This window comes from Arcticibacterium sp. SM2516 (assembly GCF_057914865.1).
Window position 1 is genome coordinate 3123547 of sequence record NZ_CP195290.1, and the last position, 25053, is coordinate 3148599.

General features: G+C 36.0%; 15 protein-coding genes. 8 read left to right on the forward strand and 7 right to left on the reverse strand.

Translation table 11 applies throughout. The annotated features are described in order from the left end of the window. Positions 1–153 precede the first annotated feature (153 nt). From ACSBFT_RS12920 to ACSBFT_RS12940, 5 genes are all read right to left on the reverse strand, one after another. Complete coding sequence (locus ACSBFT_RS12920; RefSeq protein WP_489600948.1) at positions 154–3324, reverse strand: hypothetical protein; 3171 nt, start codon at positions 3322–3324, stop codon at positions 154–156. A 373-nt stretch (positions 3325–3697) separates the two neighbouring features. Next, complete coding sequence (locus ACSBFT_RS12925; protein ID WP_489600949.1) at positions 3698–4909, reverse strand: hypothetical protein; 1212 nt, start codon at positions 4907–4909, stop codon at positions 3698–3700. Between the two features lie 94 nt (positions 4910–5003). After that, complete coding sequence (locus ACSBFT_RS12930; protein WP_489600950.1) at positions 5004–7535, reverse strand: autotransporter outer membrane beta-barrel domain-containing protein; 2532 nt, start codon at positions 7533–7535, stop codon at positions 5004–5006. 103 nt (positions 7536–7638) lie between these two features. Continuing rightward, positions 7639–8346, reverse strand: coding sequence for a LytR/AlgR family response regulator transcription factor (locus ACSBFT_RS12935; protein ID WP_489600951.1), 708 nt, complete (start codon positions 8344–8346; stop codon positions 7639–7641). 2 nt (positions 8347–8348) lie between these two features. After that, the gene (locus tag ACSBFT_RS12940; RefSeq protein WP_463048140.1) at positions 8349–10307 is read right to left on the reverse strand and encodes a sensor histidine kinase; all 1959 of its coding nucleotides are present in this window, start codon (positions 10305–10307) and stop codon (positions 8349–8351) included. Between the two features lie 149 nt (positions 10308–10456). On the opposite strand from ACSBFT_RS12940, the gene ACSBFT_RS12945 reads away from it, so the two are divergent. Further along, on the forward strand, positions 10457–11041 hold the full coding sequence (locus tag ACSBFT_RS12945) for a MiaE family protein (RefSeq protein WP_489600952.1): 585 nt from the start codon (positions 10457–10459) through the stop codon (positions 11039–11041). 2 nt (positions 11042–11043) lie between these two features. Here ACSBFT_RS12945 and ACSBFT_RS12950 read toward each other — a convergent pair whose 3' ends face one another. Together ACSBFT_RS12950 and ACSBFT_RS12955 are read right to left on the reverse strand one after the other, a co-directional pair. Next, positions 11044–11760, reverse strand: a complete 717-nt coding sequence (locus ACSBFT_RS12950; RefSeq protein ID WP_489600953.1) for a glucosamine-6-phosphate deaminase — start codon at positions 11758–11760, stop codon at positions 11044–11046. 4 nt (positions 11761–11764) lie between these two features. After that, positions 11765–12931: a hypothetical protein gene (locus tag ACSBFT_RS12955; protein WP_489600954.1), complete on the reverse strand. Its 1167-nt coding sequence runs from the start codon at positions 12929–12931 to the stop codon at positions 11765–11767. 186 nt (positions 12932–13117) lie between these two features. On the opposite strand from ACSBFT_RS12955, the gene ACSBFT_RS12960 reads away from it, so the two are divergent. The 7 genes from ACSBFT_RS12960 (at position 13118) to ACSBFT_RS12990 (ending at position 25048) form a co-directional block, all read left to right on the forward strand. Continuing rightward, positions 13118–15778 (forward strand): DNA gyrase/topoisomerase IV subunit A, encoded by a 2661-nt coding sequence (locus ACSBFT_RS12960; RefSeq protein WP_489600955.1) that lies wholly within the window; start codon positions 13118–13120, stop codon positions 15776–15778. A gap of 2 nt (positions 15779–15780) precedes the next feature. Further along, on the forward strand, positions 15781–17697 hold the full coding sequence (locus ACSBFT_RS12965) for a helix-turn-helix domain-containing protein (RefSeq protein WP_489600956.1): 1917 nt from the start codon (positions 15781–15783) through the stop codon (positions 17695–17697). 73 nt (positions 17698–17770) lie between these two features. After that, on the forward strand, positions 17771–18568 hold the full coding sequence (locus tag ACSBFT_RS12970) for a phytanoyl-CoA dioxygenase family protein (RefSeq protein WP_489600957.1): 798 nt from the start codon (positions 17771–17773) through the stop codon (positions 18566–18568). Between the two features lie 481 nt (positions 18569–19049). Further along, positions 19050–20348, forward strand: coding sequence for a sugar phosphate isomerase/epimerase family protein (locus tag ACSBFT_RS12975; protein ID WP_489600958.1), 1299 nt, complete (start codon positions 19050–19052; stop codon positions 20346–20348). 146 nt (positions 20349–20494) lie between these two features. Then, entirely contained in the window at positions 20495–21001 is a 507-nt protein-coding gene (locus ACSBFT_RS12980) for a GNAT family N-acetyltransferase (protein ID WP_463046724.1), read from the forward strand. A 254-nt stretch (positions 21002–21255) separates the two neighbouring features. Then, positions 21256–22026 (forward strand): LytR/AlgR family response regulator transcription factor, encoded by a 771-nt coding sequence (locus tag ACSBFT_RS12985; protein ID WP_463046725.1) that lies wholly within the window; start codon positions 21256–21258, stop codon positions 22024–22026. Positions 22027–22042: 16 nt separating this feature from the next. Beyond that, positions 22043–25048 (forward strand): ligand-binding sensor domain-containing protein, encoded by a 3006-nt coding sequence (locus ACSBFT_RS12990; RefSeq protein ID WP_489600959.1) that lies wholly within the window; start codon positions 22043–22045, stop codon positions 25046–25048. The last annotated feature ends 5 nt before the right edge of the window (positions 25049–25053 follow it).

A 25053-nucleotide genomic window follows, 5' to 3' on the forward strand; every position in this document is an offset into this window, starting at 1 on the left:
GCTCCTTGTATATTGTTTGTTTCGTGTTTTAAGCACCAAATTTAGCAGATACAAACCGAATAGAAAACCCTCGAGGGTTTTCGTATGTAGGCTAAAACCAGTAATAAATTATATACGGTGTAAGAGAGTGTAAATTAAACCCTCTATTTATGCTTACTCCATGACCTCAGCCTCAAATACAGCCCCAGTTTCTACCTCAAATAAACTATTGCCATTCTCTTTAATATAAAGTTTATGTACTCTTGCTTTAAAACCACTTGGTATAATGGTTTTATAATAGTCTATCTCAACATTGGTACAGCCATCTGGCACTTTTCCTGTACTCCAATTGTTCGGGTTAAACCAATCAGTAGTTGTGACTATATTCTGATTAGCCTCTGCAAAAACATACTGTCCATTGCAATCACGATTATTCAAAATTGGAATAGCTACGACATGAAAACATCCGGCACCTATGGAACTTTGAAAAAATACAGAATCTGCCAAATAACCAATTCCATTTAACCTTACTCCTCCATCAGATGCATTAAATGTACCAGCCAGTGTAGTTAATGTTCTCTCTATATACAAATCTATATTTGAAGGACTTGGCATATTAATAACGTTTGCCTCAGCAATATTCTCAGATGGGCTGCCTTTAATATTTTGGGTCAAAATTCCATTGTTCTGAAAATCAGAATCTTCTAGAACAACGCCATAATGGTCTTCATAAACAGCATTGTTTACAAAAGGTTGGATGAAATCATTGATCATTGTGGTACGCTGTATCACAAGACCATTATTGGTCATCGTGCCACTATTCGTGATTTTACCCCCCAGGTTTATAGTAGCACATGCTTCATTTAAAAAGCCTACTGAGTTGGCTATTGCCGAAATACTCACAGAATCTATTTTAATAGCACCTCCTGCGTAATTAATAATTTTGATAGAGGGAGATTCCGAGGAAGAAATACCATCGCCGATGATGCTATTAATTATGATAGTACCATAATTTAGTAAGGAGTCGCCAAAAGAAACATTTGGCATTAATCTTATTCCAGAATCTCCTGTATGACTAATTTTTATAATTCCTTCATTTCTTATATCACTTGCTGTTTCAATGCCATAACTCAGAGTAGTATCTATTTCAATGTAACCACTCGCTTTATTCCAAATACCAGAATTTATAGCGTAATTTAATCCGCGTCCATTCATATCATATATTATAATATTCCCTGAGTTTTCTACTCGTCCAAAACTTAAACTTTCATTGGCACGAGTAACTTTAATTTCACCATTATTTATAAGGGTGCTTCCCCCTATGGCACTATAGCCATCACTATTCTCTACAAGTATGACACCCAATACGCCATTCTCCATAAAACTGGAACTAATTCCAGAATTTCCTGAATTCCTAATATCAATATGTCCATTATTTACTAGTGTATCACTTGCATTATTAATTCCTCTTTCAACGGATTCATCAATGATAATTTCTCCATCATTGGTCAACCTACCACTTGAAAGCTTAATGGCATCTATCCCGCTATTAACAATATTGATTTCACCATTTAGAAGGTTATTAATATTCCCTCCAAGGGTGAAATCTATAAGAATTCCTCTGTCTGAATTTAAAACCTCGAAAGTTCCTGAATTCATAAAATCAAACTCATTATTCTTAAGGAAAAGACCCGAAGATAGACTACTATTAATTGAAATACTTCCTTGGTTATTTAATTCACAGGCTAGTTCCATTCCAGAAATAGTTGGGTTGTTAATTTCTATAGTACCACCCGGTTTATTGACCAATGCCCCAATGACTCCCGTAGATCTATTGAATTTAATTCCAATTTCAGGGTTATTGATCTCGATTTCGCCATAATTTGTAAAATCATCTTTTATATCTACTCCAGCAATGCCGTTAATCGCATTATTGATTACAATGGAGCCATCATTCCTAAATATTTCTGTGGAGAGGATACCTTGAGATTCCATGGTGAGCATACCGCCACTTTTATTATAAAAATAACTGCCTGTCCCTATATTTCTTATCTGTTTATTATTAATGGTAATTTGACCCTCATTTGCAAATGCATTGGAATTTTGATAGTTCTCTATAGCATAACCACCTATGCCACTATTAAGGGTCAATTGTCCTTTATTTATAAATTTCCGTTCGGTGTATATCCCGTCTGAATTGGAACTATCAATGGTAATTATACCAGAAACATCATTTAAGAATGAACTACTTGCACCCGTATTTTTAATGGCATTAGCAGTGGCATTGTTAATAGTAATGGTACCTTGGTTAATAAATCCCGAGAAATTGGCAATATTATCGATAGCTATAGTAGGTTTGTTACCTATCTGTATAGAGCCTTTATTCAGAAAATTACTTTCCACCTCCATAGCCACTTGGCTATTGGCATTAATATAAATAATTCCAGAGCTTTCATTGGTAAATTTACCGGCGACACCATTGTGTTTTAAACCAGTCGAAGAAGCATAAATGGAGAGGCTTCCATTATTTATGAAACCAACAGTGTTCTGCTCGTTTTTTACCCCAAAAGTACACGTAATAAGATTTACTGTTCCTGATATTATAAAACTATTGGTAGTTCTGATTCCTGTATTAGAAGTGTAAATAAAGATTTTCTTGGCCGTTTCGAAAACACCCGAATTATTAATGGCGTTATCACAATTAATAATTTTTATATCACCATTAGAATAGAAATTACCAGCCGAAAGTATTCCGTCTCCAAGGGCATCCGTAATATCCAGAGTTGGTGAGGCTTTTGCAGGTAATTTTAAGATGTTCATTTGACCCAAGGCATCTATTTTAATACCATCTAAATCTGTATTAAGTACATCAAGGTTTCCGTGTAGGTTTAGTGTACCCTGAGGTATGTAAATACCATAATCATCAATATTATCTACTAAACTGTTACCTGTTAAATTGAGTATCCCATCATCTATTACTATTCCGCTTCCTCCAGAATTTGTAATATTTATATCTCCATCGACATCACACACAGATCCATCCTCAATTAAAAGGCTTTGTGCCGTACTGTTAGTTATGCTTAAAATTCGGCTGGCGTTTACATTAAGTTTTGCGATACCTGCAGAACCGGAAAGAGTCAAGCTCTTGATGCTAGGATTAGAATTGATGGATACCGAATCGTCGGTAATTTGAACATCGCAAGTCGAACATGGAATTATGCCAGTATCCCAGTTTTTACCTTCTTCCCAATTATGCGTTCTATTGCCTCCTGTCCAAGTAACTGTTTGACTAAAAACAGAAAAATTTATAATACAAAGCAGCAATACAAGGAATAATTTCTTCATAACATTTGAGTATTTACCTAAATTTCAAAATAAAAAAGTAATTTACCTTCACGAAAGAAATAACTGGTATATAAAACAATACAAAAGGGCTAGAGTTTTATTTTACGGGGCATTATCTACCTCCAAAACCACACCAAATTACTGTTATAGCAAATGCCGATGTTAAGCATAGGAAAATACAAACGATATCAAATATTTCATTTCTCAATATTTTTTTCTTTGAGCTTATAAATACTCAGCGTTACACATTTTAAAATCTATATCCGGAATACATAGAAGTTTATACCTTACTTCTATCCTGAGCTATCTCTTCATTTGCCTTCATATTGCCCCTCATTTAAAGAGTTTTTCTGTTTTAAAGAATTCCTTTTACCTATTCCTCAATTGTCAATAATACTTCATAAGGCCTCCCTTGCAAATTTTCCGGAACGCTAGTTAATTTTATATATGAAGTAAATATTTCAATATCATAACTATTAAAATTACCCGCACTAGCAGCATTGCCAGGTGGTACTTTATAAAAATCGTTTACGTATACAAATACGCTAACATCCAGAATTTTACCAAGGCTACTTCCATGGGGTATTTCGGAATAGTTTACATCGTCTGTAATTCCTGTTAACTTTACCATTTTTATTTTAGGAGCAGAGCTACCCAACTGGGTAAACCCCGCAAACTGTGCGTTACCACTTCCGTAAAAAGAAGCTACATTCCCAAATACTGAATTATAAATATTGAATCGCATATTAGCTACGTTATCATCCGTTCTCCCCGCTAATGCCCATGTTGCTCCTGAATTGGTATTATTAAAATTAATTCTACCGTAATCCAAACTTGTACTCTCTTCAATTACTAGTTGTGGTTCGGTGGTAGAACTGTTGGAGGTAATGTGTAATTTTCCCGCAGGAACTAAAGTGCCAATCCCAACCATATTACTTGAAGAGGCATTTTTGGTTACACTAATACCATCAGCGGCTGAGGAGCCATTCATCACGCGTAATACATCTTGACCATGATCATATCTAATGACAGCTTGAGCTTGACTTAGACTGTTCATGAAAATAATGCCTGCATTACCTGCTCCAGGTACTCCGGTGGTTTTTAAGTATAGATAAGGTAAGTCATTCTCCACGGCAAAATTCCCGTCTTTAAGATGTAATTTAAAGAGAGGTGAAGTGATACCAATTCCAATCCTGCCGTTTTGGTTAATCCTCATTCGCTCTAACAAATCAGTATTACCGTTTGGTGTAGTTTCAAACATCAAAGCTGAACCATGTGAAGTGCTATTCCAATTTTCTGTAGTTGCTAATCTGATTCTAGCGGCATCATTCGAAAAAGAGGTTCCATCAAAGCCACGACCATTTACCCTAAGCATGGTATAATCGTTTAATAAGGCCGAAGGGCTTTCATTAGAACTTATTGACCGGATACCTGTGAGCGTAGGTATATTAAATGCCTTTAATAATATTTCTGGGCGGTCTCCCACATGAACACTATTACCTGCTGGAGTTAGTGTAATACTTTGTGCAAAAGCGGCGTAATTAATACTTAATAAGACAACAAAAAAAGGATAGCTTTTTTTCATTTTAGTTATCATTTTATATTATTCAAAACAGAATAGAGATTCAAAAAACAACCTTCCCACATAATTCACAGCGACTTCAATTTTCATTTTATGGTCAATTCTCCACCTCCAAAACCACCCCAAGCTCCGCATCAAAAACAGAGCCCGTATCACTCAAAATCCGATATGCTCTCGCCTTTCTCCCTGTAGTAATCACGCTTTTTTTGGTATTAGGAATGATAGCGACAGTACAATAATCAGGCACTATACCAGTATCCCAGTTTAAGGCAATATGCCAGTCTGTGGAAACAGCCTGTGTAAATGTGGCCGTAGGGTTACTGGAACAAGTAGGTATTTTTATAATGGGCAATTTGACAGAACGTATAATTGAATTATTTACAACATTGAAGTAGAGTGTGTCTGCGTATGGGGAGTTAGCATTGGGCAAGAACGAATTGTCTAAAGAAGAGAATGTACCACCCGTAACTGTTATTTGAGGGTTTATATACCAGGTATTCTGTGGCAAGAATGTGGTTACCCCAGTTCTTTGAACAAGATTCATTTCTTTAATACCACTAGAAACTTTGCCTTTTAAGGGTTTTAATAACAAACCACTGTTTATAAAATTCACACTTGGGCTTTGAATATCTTTAATATCTACAAAAACACCGATATTATTCAACGGACTCAATAAGTCATTGACTCCTGTAAAATCCTGAATTAATAGTCCATCATTCGTAATGTCTCCTTCATTTTTTATTTGAGCATTTATGGTGAGTTTTGCTGATGTTTTATTGGTTAATAAACTCCCGAAATAGGAGCGATTTCTTAGCCCGAAGCTGGAGGTTTGCGATAAAAATATATTTTTCGAATTAATTATAGATCCATAGTTATCAATTAATATCCCAGGGCAATTCATGACTTCTAGTGTTCCATTATTTTCAAATAGAAGATTTTGTTTGACTGTTAAACCACTAGAACAGTTTTCAATGGTTAAAGTCCCATTATTTGTCATTGTTCCAAATGAATAATAAACACCTTCTTCACTCGCGTTGCTAATTTGAATTTTATAGTCATTCTCTATGATACCACTTCCAGAAGAATTGTGAATACCATATCTAGGGGTATCGGAAATATTTAACAGACCATTATTATATAATGTACCTCCATTATTAAAACCGTCACAAAAGGAAACCCCTGGTGCCAAGTTGCTTATCGTAACAGAACCGTCATTATTATGGAAAGAACCAAGGTTACTTATTCCTCCATGTGCAGCAAAATTGATAATGATATTGGCGTCAGGAGACAGCTTTAGCTCACTAGTAGCATAGATATATATACCGTAGGTGGCTGATGTATCTATCCTCAAAAAACCTGAATTTTGAAAATCTGCAGAACGAATCAATGTAAGCCCACTAAAACCACTATGATTGACATGAATAAAACCGTCTGACAAGTTTTCTAAAAAAGCACGATCTACAATGACACTCTCGAAAGCAGAGTGAAAAACATTTACAGAACCCGAATTACTTAAGGTATCATATAAATGAATGCCATTTGTACCAGAACTATCCACCGTAATTTCTCCACTATTGGAGATTTTCGAATAGCTTCTAATTCCTTTACTGCCCACATTTTTTATATTGATCAAACCCGAATTAGTAATCCCTACTGAAACCGCTGTGACTAAAACGCCTTCCAGATCTATTTCTGAAATTTCTATAGACCCTGTGTTTATTAAGTTGCCGCTCATTTTAAGGGCTAAAGACTCATTTATGTCATTTATAAAATTCCCTTTTAACGCTATTAAACCACCATTCGTGATATCCTGAAATGAATTGATACCAAATCCTATGGAATTGGTAATTCGCAAAATTGCTCCCAAAGAATTTGTAAAAACGCCTTCATTTATCAAGCCTATACCATTTTTGTCTCCACTTAAACTTGGGACCATATCAAGAATATTTAACACGCCGTAATTATTAAATTCGTCGTCATTATAAATGCCCCGATCCCTAATAAAACTCATATGAATGAGACCACTCGAGAAATTGTCAAAACTGCCATAATTCACTATTCCTCCGCCATCACAATACCCTAATGATATTTCTCCACTATTATCGAAACTTGAAGCATTGTCCATATAAACACCATAACCCCCTTGACCAGAAATAATCAAATTCGATCCGATTCGATTAAAAAAACTTCCATCTGATAAGCTTATCCCTTCTTCGTTAGGAGAAGTTGTAGAGCCCAGAATCTGGATAGAATTATAATTGTTAAAGACACCATTATAAGTCACCGATATTCCATTGATAGAATAATCGCGAGACAATATTTGACCATAATTTGTTACCAAGGAATTATTAACTGACAAAACCCCACCAAAAACGCTTAAAGTAGCGGTAGCATTTACGGTAAATAATGTACCTGATTCTAAAATCAGTTGTCCAATAGTATCGCTTGCAGAAATCGATACCGTAGCGTTTGAAATAATTGCCGTACAGGTATTACAAGGAAGCTGGTCTGTGTCCCAGTTTAATGGGTTGTGCCATTTTCCATCACCAGCACTTCCATCCCACGTGACGGTTTGTGAATAACCAACTAAAGTCAAGAAGAAGAAACTGATAGTTAGAATTGATTTCATAACAAATTTTACTTTCGATAGAAATTTCGTTCTTAATAGGCAGTACATTAAATCTAAAAAGATAAACGGTACATTAAATGAAATGATTGGTACTGGTTTCCATTTAACGGAGCAATTCAAAGGCATTATAAATAACAGATTTCTTTGCTCTGCTTACAGGCAATTGAAATCCATTAGACAGTTTCAAAACTGAATTTCTGGCCTTTTTCAACTCATTTACATGCCCCATATTCACCAGATATTTATTATGACATCTTAGAAAGTTTCTGCTTACTAAAATCTCCTCCAATTCCTTTAACAGTTTAGAAACGGTTCTTTCTATCCCGTTATCAAAATGAAGGATAGTATAACCGGACTCTGCAGAAATATAAACTATGCTTTTTATGGGCAACCTTACCACGCCACTCTTTTCCTCCAACACCAAATCTTGATTATTTCCTGCCAATTTACCTCGTCTGTCTATTAATTTTTGTAGCAAAGATTTCAATTCCAAAGTACTCACAGGTTTCATTAAATACCCCGATGCATGATGCTGATAAGCCTTTAAGGCAAACTCGTCGTGAGCCGTTACAAAAATAGCTTCCGTTACAGATTCGTCTATGATGGGAAAAAGCTCAAACCCTGTTTTCCCAGGCATCTTAATATCCAGAAAAATAAAATCTGGTTTAGAAGCATAAAGTAGTGCCTCGGCCTCTTCCACAGAATTAGCAGACCCAATAACCTCTAAGGGTAGTTTAGTCCAGCTAAGTTGAGCTGTTAAAGTCCGTATGGCATGTGCTTCATCGTCTACTATAATGACTGTATATTTCATTCCTAACTAGATTTCAGTTCCATTTCGGGAAAAATAAACCGCACTTTTAGTCCTGGTTGGTTTTCTAAATTAGTCATTTCAAAGCTGATTTCCTTTGGGTACAACTTATAAAGCAAATCAATTTTATTCTTAATGTTTTTCAGTCCGTAAGACTCCTTTAGCGGCTCATCTTCTAAGCTAAGAATACCATTACCATTATCCGTAATCTCAATGACCACTTCATTTGTGGAACTTTGACTGGCATCTAGCACAATCTTTCCTTTTCTTTTAAGTGGCATGATGCCATGCCAAACGGCATTTTCCAGGATGGGTTGTAGCATCATCCCGGGCAATCTATTCTCCAAAACTGCGAGATTTTCAGGCCGAATGATAACATATTCAAAACGACCTTCAAAACGCAAAGACTCTAATTTAAGATAGTCTTCAGAAAACTGTAATTCTTGTTCTAAGGAATTGAAGGTCTTTTCTGAATTTCTTAAAATATTACGCATCATTCTGGCATAAAGTGCTAGGTACTCCGACGCCTCTTCGGGCTTTTTTGAAATGATAAAATCATTGATAGAATTTAACGAATTAAACAAATAATGAGGATTCATCTGGAGCTGCAAAGAGCTCAACTGTGACTGCATCAACTGTGATTTATTCCGCTCATTTTCAGTCGTCATTTTTTCCAACTCCAGTTTACTTTGGCTAGCCATTAATTTGTCCTGAAGTAACTCATTCACCTCTTTCTCTAAGCTTTCCTTTTCTTGTAATTGGATAATCAGCGTTTCCTTCAATGCAATATTCTCCTTTTCCTTCCTTAAGTTTCCTGAGTTAATACCCATTAAAAAGATTAAACTTTCAATCACGTAACTTATCTCCAAGAAACTAAAATGCAATAAGCCATTTGGCAGAGTAAAATAAAAATCCCTGGCTTTTGGTATTCCTTTCACAAATACATTCACGATTTCATTGGCCACGGCAAAGCCTATTATCAAGCCACCTAATATCAAAAACCACTTTAAAGAGTCCTTAATTTTAAAAATAACGTAAAAAGTGATGTAGGTAGAAAGCACGGAAAGCACCAAATAGACCTTATAGAAATGCTTAAAAATAAAATCTTGATCTCCTCCAGAAAAAATCAAGTAAGAAGCGTGAGAAAAGGTGAGTAGTAAAGTAAGGCCTTGAAAAACTCTGCTAATTTTAAATAGCCATTTATCCCTCCTTCTTATCTCTAACAAGGTTAAACCAAACTCCATATAAAGCACATAAACAATGCCCTGTGGAATAATATTTAAGGCTCCATATTTATCCAGGTTATTGGGCAGAACAAGGTGCCATTGTAAATACTCATCGGAAAAAAGAAACAGAAAAACCAGAATGGATAACAAATAGCAACCATACACCCTGTAAATCTTTGACCGATGAAGGGTGTATTGATAAACTGAAAATATGAAGAGTAAGGCGATTAGTAAAACACTAACAATGTTTACAATACGTGCATGCTCATTTTGAAGATAATAAAGCGAAACGGCGTCTTCAATGTCGGCTCCTAAAATCAATTTGGGTTTTACGGTAAAATGCTTTCCATCATTCTGAGACATCTTAATCTCAAAATCATTATCTCCTTTTGACAAAGCCACCGGAATCAGATACCTCGAAAAAGGTGATTCCAGTTCACTCTTTGGTCTGAATTTTCCAGCCTTAAGTGTATCTACACCATTAATAACAGAGATGTATTCACTATCTCCAACATACAAAAGTCCGTTATGAGATTCCTTACAAAATATTCTAAGCGTAAAACTGACAGAATCTAAATGGCTAGGAGGAAGTGCTTCTTTAGTGGCTTTAAAAGTATTCTCAAAAACCTCCTTTAAACATTGCTCGCAAATTTCTATCGGTGGAATCTGCTGTGAATTCCCTTCTCTTGGAAAAAAGAAAGCAACTACGACAAGTAAGCTATAAAACTTAGACACCATGTAATAAAAGTATTAATATCGGCTAACATCTTCAACGTTAAAAGGATAACCTGCAACCAAAAGTCCATTTCTGGGCAATCTTTTTATTTAACGTACAGCCAAAGCTCCAAATCATTGAGTTTTACTGATTTCTATTTTACCTTCGCCACATGAAATTAAATCTGGATATAAAAGGGGCTAGCAGCCAAGCGTGGTTAGATGCCGTGATGGCTGATTTTAATAGTTTTTTACAAGACCATGCCGACTGCGAACGTAAAGCTTCTGCCATGAACATGAGTTTTGTGGCCAAATATCCAAATAGAACTGAGATACTTCCGGAACTAATAGCCACAGGAATAGAGGAACTTCAACATTTTGAGGCCGTATATAAATTAATGGAAGCTAGAGGCATACAGCTCCAACATAGCATAGCAGATGACCCTTATATAAAGGCTCTTATGAAACTTAGATACAGCGATGTAGAAGGACGTTTTTTAGATGGCCTTCTTATTGCATCTGTCTTTGAAACTCGCGGTGGCGAACGCTTTAAAATGGTGGCAGATGCTCACCCAGACCCTGAAATAGCGAAATTTTATAAAACACTGTGGGTGTCTGAGGCCAAACATGGGCATACTTTTGTCAAAATGGCTCTTAACTACTTCTCTGAAGAGAAGGTTTACAGCCGACTAGCTTATTGGGTTGATCAAGAATGCGAGGTGGTGAAAAACTTACCCATCAGAGCGGCTTTGCATTAATTCTAAACTTTATTCCCAGCTGCGTTATCTACCCAAATAAGTCCGTTTGGGTGTAATTGAAAAACCGTGGAAGGTATTTCGGAAGAAACCTCCGCTGTAACTGTGCTCTGTATAATTCCCGCTTTCTTTTCTCCAGAAGCTATTACCATGGCGGTTTTGGCTTCCAGCAAATGCTTTAGACCTACGGTAATTCCTTTTGACAAAGCTGTTTCCGAATCAAAGTATTTTTGACCTACTTCCGTCGTCATTTGAGCCAAATCGGTCACATGACAATAATGATCAAAGTCATAGCCTGGTTCATTTAAACCAATGTGCCCGTTTAGCCCTATACCCACCAACATTAAATCTAAACCTCCTCTTTCTGAAATCAACTTATCTACACGTTGACATTCAGATGTTAAATCAGGATTTAACGAATCAAAGAAAGTGTAGTTCTCTTCAGAAACATGAAGTGGTTTTAGAAGGTTTTCATCCACGATATACCTACAGCTCCCTTCACTTTCTGGCCCTACGCCTACCCATTCGTCTAATCCTATAATCATGCATTTAGAAAAGTCTACAGACGCACCGATTTCAGAAATCAATTTATAGGCTCGTTTTGGAGTATCACCAGAAGTAAGCACCATAGTGGCATCTGGCTTCTCTTTTATCAACGCAATGATATAATTGGCGACCGCCAAAGAAAGCTCTTCGGCATCTTTAAATTTTCTAATTTCCATACGCTTATTTATTATCGATTTCTCTAATCTTTGAAAGTACAATACTCAAATCACTTTCTAATTTAGAACCTATAACTTTTTCGAAATACCAAGCTACACCTTCAGTAATAGGTACATCATTCACACCGTATTCATCTCGCATAAAATGCAGGTATTTCATTAATTGGAAGGCATCAAAAAACTGAAAGAAACGCTTTTCAAAAGCCTCAAAAGAAGCCACATTTCCCTTAATCAATGCTATTTTTTCTTTGGCATTGATAGATTCCAAGTAAGCCTTTAACCCTTCATGAATTCCCGAGAAATCTATTTCAAAATCGTAAAATCTTACTTTTTTATCCAAAAAAGGTTTTAGAATCAAAAAAGCTTCCGGATTATACGTTTGCCATTCAAATCCTTCTTCCTCATATTTGAGCATGGCTCTACCTGTACCAAAAGGCACCCTTTCTGAAGTCCTACCGGATGGGTAAACCGTGGTATTATGGATATGACCACACTCGTCGTCCTTGATAAACTTCTGTAAAAAATAGAAATCTTCTCCCGCTTTTCGTTTGTTCATACCACCCTTTTTCAGATAAGCATCACTCAAACAAGCCATACTAGAGCCAACCGTATGAATGGCAAATGGCAGGGCTAAAAAACGCTGCATTAAAATATAGTATCTTAGATGAAGCTCATATTCTATGATGGCCTTATCCCGAATTTCATCTTCAATAGGATGCTCAAAATGAATAGCAGCGGCATTAAAATTTGTGCTACCAAAAAAATGAGAGATGGCTTGGAGGTAATTCCGCTCCACCGTGCAGTCGGCATCTAGATAAACTATAACACCATTTATATTTTTTGATTTAAAATCTGTCGCCGCTTTATCTCCTAATACTCTTCTCGCCAAACCCACACCTGCATGTTTTGGGGGTAATTCCTGATCTATAAAACATTCAAAAGATATATTTCCTTCATAAGCCGCAATCCATTCCTTCGTGACAATAAAAACCTTTTCACTCAACATTTTCACTTCAGTGACCTCATTTTCAGCAGCATTGATAAATATCAAAACCTTAACAATCAAACCATCCACCATGCAGACCGCTAAAGAATTTAACATCTCTAAAAGATGTAGCTCTTTATAGGCCGGAATACAAACAGTGATGTATGTTGCGTCTCTTTTTTTCATTTAATGCGAAAATACTAAATCCAAAAGCACTTCAAGATGTTAATATATTTAGTAAAACATCTAAACATCTCCAATTATAGACCTTTCCCAATAGTTTTTTTTGCATTCATTAGCTCACAAACTTAAATTGACCAACATTTCTTTATTTTTGCAGATACCCTTAAAAGTGTAGCATTTCTATCCCCAATGAGCGACAAAAACCAAGTTTACGATCCAACCCAGCAAGATGAAGTATTAGATGACATGTTTGAGGATTACTTCCTTGAATATGCCTCCTATGTAATTTTAGAAAGGGCCGTACCCGCATCTGAAGATGGCCTAAAGCCTGTGCAGAGAAGGTTAATGCACGCCTTAAAAGAAATGGACGATGGCCGTTTTAACAAAGTGGCCAACGTAATAGGTGCCACTATGCAGTTTCACCCACACGGTGATGCCTCCATTGGAGATGCCATGGTGACCATTGGTCAAAAAGAACTTTTACTGGATATCCAGGGAAACTGGGGGGATGTTCGTACGGGAGATAGTGCTGCCGCACCAAGATATATAGAAGTAAGGCTTTCAAAATTTGCCAATGAGGTTCTTTTTAATGAAGACACCACAGAGTGGCAAATGTCTTATGACGGACGAAAGCGTGAGCCGGTAACATTGCCTTCTAAATTTCCGCTGCTTTTAGAAATGGGTGTTGAGGGAATTGCGGTAGGGCTTTCTACAAAGCTGATGCCTCATAACTTTATTGAGATTTGTCATGCCTGTATTAAACACCTTAAAGGTCAGAAATTTCAAATTTATCCAGATTTCTTAACTGGAGGTATTTTGGATGCCAGAGAATATAATGATGGTGCCAGAGGCGGTAGAGTAAAAGTAAGAGCTCGTATCCACGAGGTTGACAAAAAGACCCTGAAAATCAGCGAAATACCTTACGGAACAACCACTGGTGGACTAATAGACTCTATTATAAAAGCGAATGACAGAGGAAAAATAAAGGTTAAGAAAGTAGAAGATAACACGGCTAGAGATGTAGAGATCATAATACATTTGGCTCCTAATACTTCTCCAGACATCACGATAGATGCACTTTATGCTTTTACTTCTTGCGAAACTTCCATTTCTCCTAATGCGGTAGTTATTAGAGATGACAAGCCTCACTTTGTCAGCATTTCAGACATCCTTAGAGATTCCACAGACCAAACGGTCCATCTACTCAAAAGAGAGCTGGAGATTAAGAAGTTTGAGCTGATGGAAAAATTGCTTTATAGCTCTCTAGAGAAAATATTTATTGAAAACAGGATCTATAGAGACATTGAAGAATGTGAGACTTTTGAGGCGGTTATTGAATCCATTGACCAAGGTTTAGAACCTTATAAAAAAGATTTTTATAGAGAGATAGGAAGAGAAGATATTCTGCGACTGACAGAAATAAGAATCAAAAGAATTTCCAAGTTTGACTCCTTCAAAGCCGACGAACTTATGACGAGGCTGCTAGAAAGTTTAAAAGAGGTGAATCACCATCTTGAAAACCTAGTGGAATACGCCATTGACTTTTTTGATAATCTTATCAAAAAATACGGTGCAGGCAGAGAAAGAAGAACGGAACTCCTTGAATTCCAAGAAGTGAAAGCCACAGTAGTGGCTGCCAATAATCAGAAACTTTACGTAGACAGAGTTAATGGCTTTATTGGTTACGGCATTAAGAAGGAAGAATTTCTAATGGACTGCTCCGATATCGACGATATCATTGCCTTCAAAAAAGACGGAACCTATAGTATTTCCAAAATATCGGATAAGAACTTTGTAGGCAAAGACATTATCCATTGCTCGGTTTGGAGAAAAGATGACGAACGTAGAATATACAACGCCATTTATCTGGATGGCAAAACAGGCAACACTTACGCCAAAAGATTTAACATTACCAGTATCACCAGAGATAAGGAATACCATGTAACCAAAGGAAACCCAAAATCCAAGATTCTTTATTTCAGCGATAATGAAAATGGTGAGGCCGAAACCATTACCATCAACCTAACGGCATCTTGTACGGCGAAGAAAAAGCAGTTTGAATATGATTTCACCGATCTACTCATCAAAGGACGTTCTTCTCAAGGAAATGTGGTCACAAAATATCCTGTAAGAAAGGTTACACTGAAATCTTCTGGAAAATCTACCTTAGGAGGTGTGGATATCTGGTATACACCAAACCTTGGGCGTCTCAATAAAGACGAACACGGCGACTATATTGGAAACTTTGAGGCCGATGACAAAATCTTGGTGCTTTATAAAACTGGCGAGTACGAACTCACCAATTTTGAACTCACCAACCATTACGACTCTAGGTCGGTATGGATGGTGAAAAAGTTTGAAGACAAAGGTATCGTCTCTGCCATTTACTATGATGGAGAAAGTAGGATCTACTATATCAAAAGATTCCAAATAGAAACCTCTACCATGGATAAGAGGTTTGCGTTCTTAACAGAACATAACCGTACCGAACTACTAGGGCTTTCTTATGATGACCTGCCTAGAGCAGAACTAAAAGTAAAAAAAGACCGTAAATCCAATATTGAAAAAGTTGAATTCAAATTAGAGGAGCTAGTCGGCGTTAAAGGATGGAAGGCATTAGGAAACAAACTGCCTTTCATGAAAATAAGTGAAGTAAAAATGCTGGAGCCGGAAATCATAGAAAAAGAGGAGCCAGAAGAAGAACCAGAGGACGATAATGATTCTGGCAGCGATGCCAATTCAGAAACTACAGATGAGCCAAAAAACTCAGAAACCAAGACAGAGGTGAAACCAAGCGAACCGAAAAAAGCATCAGGAGACGATTCTAAAACACAGTTAGGACTATTTTAAATTTGAAATTTTTTAAGTCAAATATCAACCTCAGCCATTTTTGGGCTTACCTAATAGGTTGGTTGGTCTTGCCCATACTCTCCTTCTCGCAGCTCACCATAAACGTAGAGCTAAAGGTGAAGCCGCTCATTGAAAAAGGAGACATTTATTTGTCAACCGATTTTAATGAGTGGAATGCTGGAGACCCTGATTTTAGAATGACCAAAATTGGTCCCGCACGATATAGTATAGTACTGGAAAATGCTCCCAATACCTTTGAATATAAATTTACGCAAGGAAGCTGGGCTACTTCAGAAGGCACCCCAGCGGGTTTAGCACTTCCCAATAGAATTTATAAGCAGTCTGCTGTTGATGAGACAGAACTAAATAATAATATTCTGGGCTGGGAAGAGCAGGTGGTCTATACCTTCATTATTAAAGCCGTACCAGAAAATACACCAAAAGATGCGTCTATCTACGTAGCAGGAAATTTCAACAACTGGGACCCAGCTGATGAAATGTATAAACTCAAAAAGTCGATTGACGGAAGTTATAGATGTAAAGTTTATTCTGATTTTGAAGCCATAGAATTCAAGTTCACACGTGGCTCTTGGGCATCCGTAGAAGGCAGAGAAAGTGGTAAAGCCAGACCCAACAGACAATTTAAGAGGCAATACACCAATCAAGTAGAAAGTTTAGAATTTAGAGTAGAAGGCTGGGAAGACCTCCACGGAGCATTTAGTTTTTATTCACTTTATGACCTCCTTCTCCTATTCTCCATCTTCCAAGGTGTTTTACTTTTAATAGCCATTCCTAACTTACATTCTAAAAACAATGACATTAATAAATGGCTCTTTTTTGCCATTGGACTCTCATCAGTCAGTATTCTTTTTTACCTTTTATCTAACTACCAGAACGCTGTCCAGTCCTTTTCAAAGGTGCTCTTTTTCTCTGACTTTGTCATATTCTTGTACGCACCCATTTACTATTTCTATCTCAGAAAACTGCTCTTTAATATAGCGTATCTGCCCTCTCGGTGGTACCTTCATTTTATTCCTTTTTTAATACAGCTCTTGGTTTACTTGCCTTTTTTAATGCAATCAGACAAAGGGATGCTGGACAGAATCATGAATCAGGAATCTTCTTTGGTCATTATCTTTCTGGCTACGGGCTTTGTTGGTTTTTTCTGGAATGCCTATTATTGGAACCTGTTTCGCAAAACCATCCAAAACTATCAAGAGCAATTTCAGTCTAATTTCAGCTATGATCAAAACTTAAATTACTTAAAGACCATTCTTATCATTCAGTTTATCTGTTTGCTGATATGGTTCTCCTTTTTTGTGGTTTTGGGAGTCTCCAAAGTCACCAGGTACGACACTGTAGATATCCAAGAAAATTTTATTGACCTTATTTGGCTGTCTTTCTCAATGATAACCTACATCTTGGGATATTTTGCGATTCATCAGCCAGAAACCTTTAAAGCCACACCACAGACCATCTCTATTTTTGATGACATTCTGGAAAGCACTGTATCACAAAAAATAGTGGCCAATACGGAGAAAAAAGAAATTGGAACTTCAGAAAATCACTTATCTATCATTGATGATTTGGAAAAAAATATATTAGAGAACAAGCCATTCCTGAATCCTAAACTGACCTTAAGTGAGCTTGCAACTCAAATAAATACGCAGTCGCATATTCTTTCAAAAGCCATCAATGAGCATTACGGTAAAAACTTTTTTGAGCTTATAAACGGCTATAGAATTGAAGAATTCAAAGCATTGGTGGAACAAGACAAATTCAGAAACTATACGCTTTTGGCATTGGCTTATGAAGTAGGTTTTAATTCTAAAACAGCCTTCAATAGGTCTTTCAAAAAAATTACAAAACAAACGCCGAAAGAGTATTTTGAAGAAGTAAAAGAAAGATTACAAGACTAGTTTTATTCTTACTAACATAGATAAACGCACTTGCCTTGAAATAGAATCTTGATTATTCAATCCCTTGTACCATATGAAGTCAATAGACCAACCTTATCTACTTACAGAAGAGCAAATTGCCTTTTATCAAGAGCATAAATACATCAAACTCAAACAAGTGTTTAATGCCGAAACCCTCGACCAATTTCGTGGCGTCATCATTGAAAGAGTTAAGCAACTCAGTAAAGAAAGCCTGCCTATGGCAGAAAGGGACACATACAGTAAGGCCTTTCTGCAAGTGATGAACCTCTGGAGGACATCCGTAGAAGTCAAGGAATTTGTTTTTGGAAAGCGACTGGCACATATAGCCACGCAGTTAATGCAGGTTTCTGGTGTCCGCCTTTATCATGACCAAGCTCTTTTTAAAGAACCAGGAGGCGGATTTACCCCTTGGCACGCAGACCAATATTACTGGCCCTTGGCCACAGACCACACCGTCACTGCTTGGGTGCCACTTCAGGCTGTGCCCTTAGAAATGGGTCCTTTGGAGTTTTCCGCGAAAAGTCATTTACTTCAAGATGGTAGAAATCTAAAAATCTCCGACGACAGCGAGAAAATCATATCTTCTAAACTTCGCTTGGGCGATTTTCAACAAATAGCGGAGCCTTTTGAAATTGGGGAAGTTAGTTTTCATAGTGGTTGGATATTCCATAGAGCAGGAGCCAATACCACCCAAGAAATGCGTAGCGTCATGACGGTGATTTATATGGACAAAGACATGATACTGAAGGCCCCCATAAACGAAAACCAACAACTAGATTGGGAGGCGTGGTGTCCGGGTGTAAAAATTGGCGAAATTATTAATAGCCCTATTAATCCTGTTCTTTTTTAAAAAACTTCGGCATGTCATGAATGCCAAAAGGAACTAGATAACGCTCAAATCCAGTATTTTACTAAGCATACCATTATAGACTCCTCAGATGATGAGGCTTCTCCGTTAGTTTTTAATCAAAAAAAAGCTTTGCATTTTAAAGAAATTAACCAGCTTTATGCATTAGAAAATCTCCCGATTTTATCGGGACCGTAACTAAATTGCTTCAAATCAGTTCGTAAACCCATTTAAACTCAATCACCATAGCACTACATTAGCTCAGGATAAACGCTATGCTAATTTCGTTTAAATGTCTTATTTATTACACTTTAGCTATTCATTACAATTCTCCTATGCATAAACCGGGTTTAAGTGCGTGAAACAAGGGTATAGAAATTTATAGAAGTAAAATCTAAAACACCTCCAAAGCAACAATGATTAAAATCAACACGACTAATAAACTATAACTATTTTTGACCCCAGAAAACTAAATAATACTGCATTGAAATTCACTTTTATAAAATCTTTCATCCTCATTTTTGCCTTGCTAAATGCCGGTATGCTGAAAGGTCAGCAAGATTTCCAGATTAAATCCCAGCAAGACCGACTGATACAATACTCCGGAGAATGGTACAGTTCCATACACCCTGGCACCGATAGCCTATCAAGTTTTCCTACCATAAAAATGGTGAGCGAAATGAAACTCAATGAACAAACGCTATCTGTAGAGGTTTTTCAAAAAAAAGACGGTCAATATGTTTCAACCTTATTTGAATTGATAGCCTACGACAGCTCGCAAGATAACATTCGGGCTTTTGGAAAAAATAGTCGTGGAGAACTGTTTATAGGCAAAGGTAAGTTTGAGAGCAGTAGCGACTGGGTCATGCAAGACAAAGACCTAAATGGTAATGACATTATGCGTGTCAAATTCACTTTCAACAGCTTCACCGATGTATTAGTGGAAGGATTTGATAATTCAAACAAAAACCTCTGGAAAACGAGATACATTAAGCAAAACCCTAAAGACAAAAACATAGGTATTCAGTTGGTCTCTGTACATAAAGAAATGCAGAACGACCCTAAACGAACACTGCAAGAGCTTAGTAGAATGGGCTACAGCTACATAGAGACTTTTGTTTATTCCAATGGCCTTTTTTACGGCATGTCCCCTACTGAGTTTAAAACATTAGTGGAAAACACCGGCATGAAGTTTTTAGGCTCCATGACATTCTACGACTTGCCTGCCGATAATAATATGGAAGTGGCCATTAAATGGTGGAAGAAATGCATTGAAGACCATAAAAAGGCTGGGGTTAAATACCTTTCTACTTCTAATAATAAAATAAAACAAATTAAAAATAAAGCGGAGCTACAGCGATATACCGACTACTATAATAGGGTAGGAAAACTCTGTGCAGAAAATGACATGCAGTTTGTTTTTCACAATCACGCAGATGAGTTTCTATATGTAGATGGCGAGCGAGTGTATGACTATTTCTTAAAACATACAGACCCCAACTTTGTTCATTTCCAAGCTGATTTATACTGGATGAAAGTGGGAGGTGTAGAACCTAGAGAATACTTTGAAAAATACCCAAAGCGGTTTATCAGCTGGCACATCAAAGACTATAAAGAATTAGGACAAAGTGGAAAAATTAATTTTGAAGAAATATTTAAATATGACAAAAAAGCAGGATTGCAATATGTTATAGCTGAAGTAGAAGATTACAGCTACCCACCACTTTATAGTGTAAAATTGGCTTGGGAATACCTCTACTTTAAACTACTTGAAAAGTTGTAGCTAATTTTGGCCTCAATAAATCATTTTTTTTAAAGCTTTAACACAAAAACAACTATTGCTAAGGCTAACCAAGAGTTACCCTAAAGCGGGTTAAAAAAAGACAGTCTCTTTTCCTTACAAACAATTTACATTAATAGCCTAGCAAAATGATAGAAACCAAGAGACTTTTTTTAAAGCCACTTACATATGACCAATTAATAAAGTATGTGAAATGCGATAATTCTTTAGAAGAAGAACTGGACTTGAATGAAAGCTCAAGAATACTTTCTCCAGAACTAAAAGAGGCGTTTGAACAAACAATCCTCCCAAATGTGGCAGATAAAAATAAAAACTATTTGTACTCAACACTCTGGACGGCCATTTCTAAATCAGAAAATAGAATGGTTGGTGACCTTTGCATGGTTGGAGAACCTAATGCAAATGGGGAAATTGAAATTGGCTACGGCACTTATGAAGAATTCCAGAATAAAGGATATATGACAGAAATTGTCCGAGGGATTATTGAATGGGTAAAAACTCAACCAAAAGTCAAAGTAATACTAGCGTCTACAGACAGAACAAATATGGCTTCCTTTAAAGTGCTCAAGAAAAATAATTTCATAAAAACAGGAGAGACGGCAGATTTATACAATTGGAAACTAGAAATGAGTTAATTCTAAAGACTAAAGAGGGGTACGGCTGCAAATACTCTGGCCAAAAACACATCATCTTTAAACGTGTAAATTCCATGCTACCCTAACCCACTTTCTTATATTTCATAACCTCTTCTATTTATAGCTATTAAGTTTTATAAAATAATCAGTCAAAAACAACTTCTCATTGCCTATTTTCGACATTTCAAACTAACTATGTTGCATTATTATATAAATTATCTGTCATTTGGTATGTTTCAGATAATTTACTGAGAATGAATGCGATAATCATAGAAGACGAGAAATTGGTGGCAAAAGAATTGATGATGAAAATCGCCGAAATTGATGCCAGTATTAAAATCACCACCGTCATACCAAGTGTAAAGTATGCCTTGAAATGGTTCAATGAAAATACTGAACCAGACGTTATTTTTGCTGACATTCAGCTAGGAGATGGGGTAAGTTTTCAAATCTTTGAACAGCTTACTATTTCATGCCCAATAATATTTACCACCTCATACAATGAATACGCCATTAAAGCCTTCAAAGTAAACGGAATAGATTATTTACTCAAACCTGTAGAGCCAGAAGAGTTAGAAAAAGCCATAGCCAAAGCAAAAAACCTAAATAGTTTTACTAATAAGTTACCCTTTGATTATAATAGTCTGGCTCAAATGCTTCAGACGGGTAGCAACCGAATGCCCTACAAGGAATATTTTTTGTGCAATTTTAGAAATTCTTTGGTGCCCATTAAATCCGAAGAAATCATGTATTTTAAATATGACGTACTCATTTATGCCTTCACAATATCCAACGAAAAACACAATATCTCTTGTGAATCCATGGATGAGATTGAAGATATGCTGAACCCTCATATTTTTTTCAGAATAAACCGTCAATTTATTGTCGCTAGGTCAGCCGTTCAGAAGATTTGGGGTATTGAAAACTCCAAAATTGTAGTAAAACTAAAGGTGCCATATCAAACTATTGAGATTGATATTAGTAGACAAAAAGCTCCTATTTTTAAAAAATGGATGGAAAGATGATTGATAAATTAGTGCATTGATAAATTTATTAAAATACACTTTTAGAGTCTTGATTTTGCTGTTTTTTTGGCAAGGCCATTCTACCGTAAACGGCCAAGTAAGAGAAGCCTCATTTAATTTCAAACATATTTTAGATAAGCAAGGAACCCTTTCCAATTATAATAACTGTTTTTTAAAGGACAAGGACGGCTTTTTATGGATTGGTACAGGAAATGGCTTAAAAAGGTTTGACGGCAACGAGTTTACCGTATTTAGACATGTACAAAATGATACTAATTCATTAATTCATAGCGATGTATTTTCCTTGTGCGAAGATAAGGAAGAAAGAATATGGATAGGTACTGGAGAAGGAATCTGTTATTATGACAAGAAGACTAATAGATTTCAATTCATTTCGGAGTTAAACAAAGCCAACTTTGTTTGTCTAAACATTGTGTGCGACTATAATGGCAACATTTGGTTTTCTATTCGTGACCAAGGACTTTTTTACTTTAACACCACTACCAAAAGGCTTCATAATTTCAAAAATAATCCATCTGATAATAGTACTATTTCACACAATAGGATTCTCAATAGAGGATTAGCACTCGATCCTTTAAATAAAGGTATTTGGCTGGTAACAAAGAATGGCTTGAACTTTTTCAACTTTGAAAAAAGCATTTTCGTAAACAAAAAAAACAATCCAGAAAATAACCCAATTTTCAACTTTAAAGATGTTTCTACGATAAACGTTGACCAAAAAAAGCTAGTTTTTTATGATGCCTTTATTCACAAAATCATTTACTACGATGTACTAACAAGAACTATAGAAAAAGAAATAATATTTGAAGAAAATAAAGGTAAAGAGGACTCAGACATATCCTGCATCTTTATTGATAGCAAACATAATTTATGGCTATCTGCATGGAATCATTGTAGCTTTTTTTATGATGTCGAAAGTCAAAAAACTTATAGTTTAAAGCATAACAATTTAAAACCTAATTCAATTTCAGCAAACCTTTTTTGGGACGGATTTCAGGAAATGGACGGCTCCATTTGGTTGGCTACCTCTAATGGCATTTCTATTACTAATCCTGCTAAAAACTTCTTCGAAATCTTTGATATTTCTGAATTATACCCAGAACTAAAAGGGGAAAGTGAGCTACGTTTATTTCAGGAAGATAATTCTGACAAGACTTGGTGGCTTTCTACTGCCCATGCAGATATACTACATTATAACCCAGCCAAAAACGCCTTAAAGACCTATATAATACCTCAATCATTTGAACCCACAAAACCATCTATTATAGGATTAATTGACTACAAAGAATCTATATTTTCAGTAAGTACTAATGCTATTTATAGGTTTGACAAGAAAAACAAAAAGCTTACATATATAGCATATCCGGATGATGTTAAAAACAAACATTTAATATCCAATTCAATACTAAAGGGGGACAATATATGGGTTTATGGAGAATACAATAAGGCTTTTAGCTATTCTATAATTACTCAAAAGTGGACAAGCTATCCTATTAAAATAGAAAGTCCTAGTCCAGTGAGTTCTTCTGAAACAGACAGCGATGGCAACATTTGGCTTGGCATACATGCCAGGGGCTTGGCAAAGTTTTCTAAACAAAAACAAAGCTTTGAAATGGCAAAAACCTCAAGCACAAAGGACTTCAGGCAAATAGGTTATACGGGAATAAAAAAAGACAAGAACGGCGACTTTTGGATTGGCACTTATGACTTGATAAAATTTAATCCAACTTCTGGAGCATTTAATACGGCATTAGACCTGAACACCATCCATAGTCTTATGGTAGACAACCGTGGAAGAATATGGACATCTGCCTTCAATGATTTTACCATTTTCAATCCTGAAACAAATAATGTCATTTCTAAAAACATTGAAATTGACAAAGGAAATCTAAAATGGAAAAACTATTTATTCTACTTGCGAAATGGTAAAGTATTATCATTAATGAAGAGTATAATAACAGTTATAGATCCATTGAAAATATCTGAAAAACCAACCACCGAGAAAGTGCTTATTTCTAAAATATTCTTTAATAATAATGAAGTACTTTTTCATAAAGATTCCTCTGAAATCAATCTTAAGAACAATGATAACGTTTTTGAAATTTTCTTCTCAACTCTTAATATATCTCAAAAATATAAATATAAATACCAGATTATAGGAATAAATGATGATTGGATTTTGACAACGAATAATTCTGCTTCCTTTTCCAATCTTAAACAAGGCAATTATGTTTTTAAGGTAATGTCAATAGACGAAAGTGGACATGAATCCCCTTCCAGTTTATTAAACATTCATATTGAAACTGTCTTCTATAAAACTAGTTGGTTTTTATATAGTTGCATTTTACTATTTTGCTTTTTGGTGTACTCATTTTTACGTTTTCTAGCAAATGAGCGGTCAAAAATCTATTCTTTAAGGATGCAGTCAGCTCGTTTGGAGAAGGATAAATCGGAGATTCAGTACCAAAATTTAATCAATCATCTCAATCCTCATTTTTTATTTAATAGCCTCACATCTCTCAATAGCCTCATAATGACGGAGCCGAAACAGGCGTCTAATTTCCTGCAAAAATTGTCATTAATTTATAGGTACATATTACAAAATAAAGAAAAGGATTTAGTGACTTTAGAACAGGAACTGAATTTCGTAAAGCACTATATTGATCTTCAAAAATCACGATTTGAAGAGAGCTTGAAAATTAACATTTCAATTGACAAAGCTTACTTCGGTCACAGTATAGTACCGGTAACTTTGCAAAATTTATTCGAAAACGCTATAAAACACAATATAATAGAAGAAGAGAACCCCTTGTATATCAGTTTAAGCATAGAATCAGACTACTTGATTTTTAAAAATAATCTACAAAAAAAAGAGTTCGTAGAAACCTCAAATAAACAGGGCCTGCAAAGCCTACAAAATTTGTATGACTACTTTTCTCCCAGACCAATTGTCTTAATCGAGAAAGCTTCTGAATATATTGTAAAAATCCCATTGCTTTAAACCGG

Bases quoted from the DNA above. Each gene is read 5' to 3' on its own strand.
- ACSBFT_RS12925 (WP_489600949.1), bottom strand. From the start codon at position 4,909: ATGAAAAAAAGCTATCCTTTTTTTGTTGTCTTATTAAGTATTAATTAC.
- ACSBFT_RS12960 (WP_489600955.1), top strand. From the start codon at position 13,118: ATGAGCGACAAAAACCAAGTTTACGATCCAACCCAGCAAGATGAAGTA.
- ACSBFT_RS12940 (WP_463048140.1), bottom strand. From the start codon at position 10,307: ATGGTGTCTAAGTTTTATAGCTTACTTGTCGTAGTTGCTTTCTTTTTT.
- ACSBFT_RS12950 (WP_489600953.1), bottom strand. From the start codon at position 11,760: ATGGAAATTAGAAAATTTAAAGATGCCGAAGAGCTTTCTTTGGCGGTC.
- ACSBFT_RS12930 (WP_489600950.1), bottom strand. From the start codon at position 7,535: ATGAAATCAATTCTAACTATCAGTTTCTTCTTCTTGACTTTAGTTGGT.
- ACSBFT_RS12955 (WP_489600954.1), bottom strand. From the start codon at position 12,931: ATGAAAAAAAGAGACGCAACATACATCACTGTTTGTATTCCGGCCTAT.
- ACSBFT_RS12920 (WP_489600948.1), bottom strand. From the start codon at position 3,324: ATGAAGAAATTATTCCTTGTATTGCTGCTTTGTATTATAAATTTTTCT.
- ACSBFT_RS12980 (WP_463046724.1), top strand. From the start codon at position 20,495: ATGATAGAAACCAAGAGACTTTTTTTAAAGCCACTTACATATGACCAA.
- ACSBFT_RS12970 (WP_489600957.1), top strand. From the start codon at position 17,771: ATGAAGTCAATAGACCAACCTTATCTACTTACAGAAGAGCAAATTGCC.
- ACSBFT_RS12935 (WP_489600951.1), bottom strand. From the start codon at position 8,346: ATGAAATATACAGTCATTATAGTAGACGATGAAGCACATGCCATACGG.
- ACSBFT_RS12985 (WP_463046725.1), top strand. From the start codon at position 21,256: ATGAATGCGATAATCATAGAAGACGAGAAATTGGTGGCAAAAGAATTG.
- ACSBFT_RS12945 (WP_489600952.1), top strand. From the start codon at position 10,457: ATGAAATTAAATCTGGATATAAAAGGGGCTAGCAGCCAAGCGTGGTTA.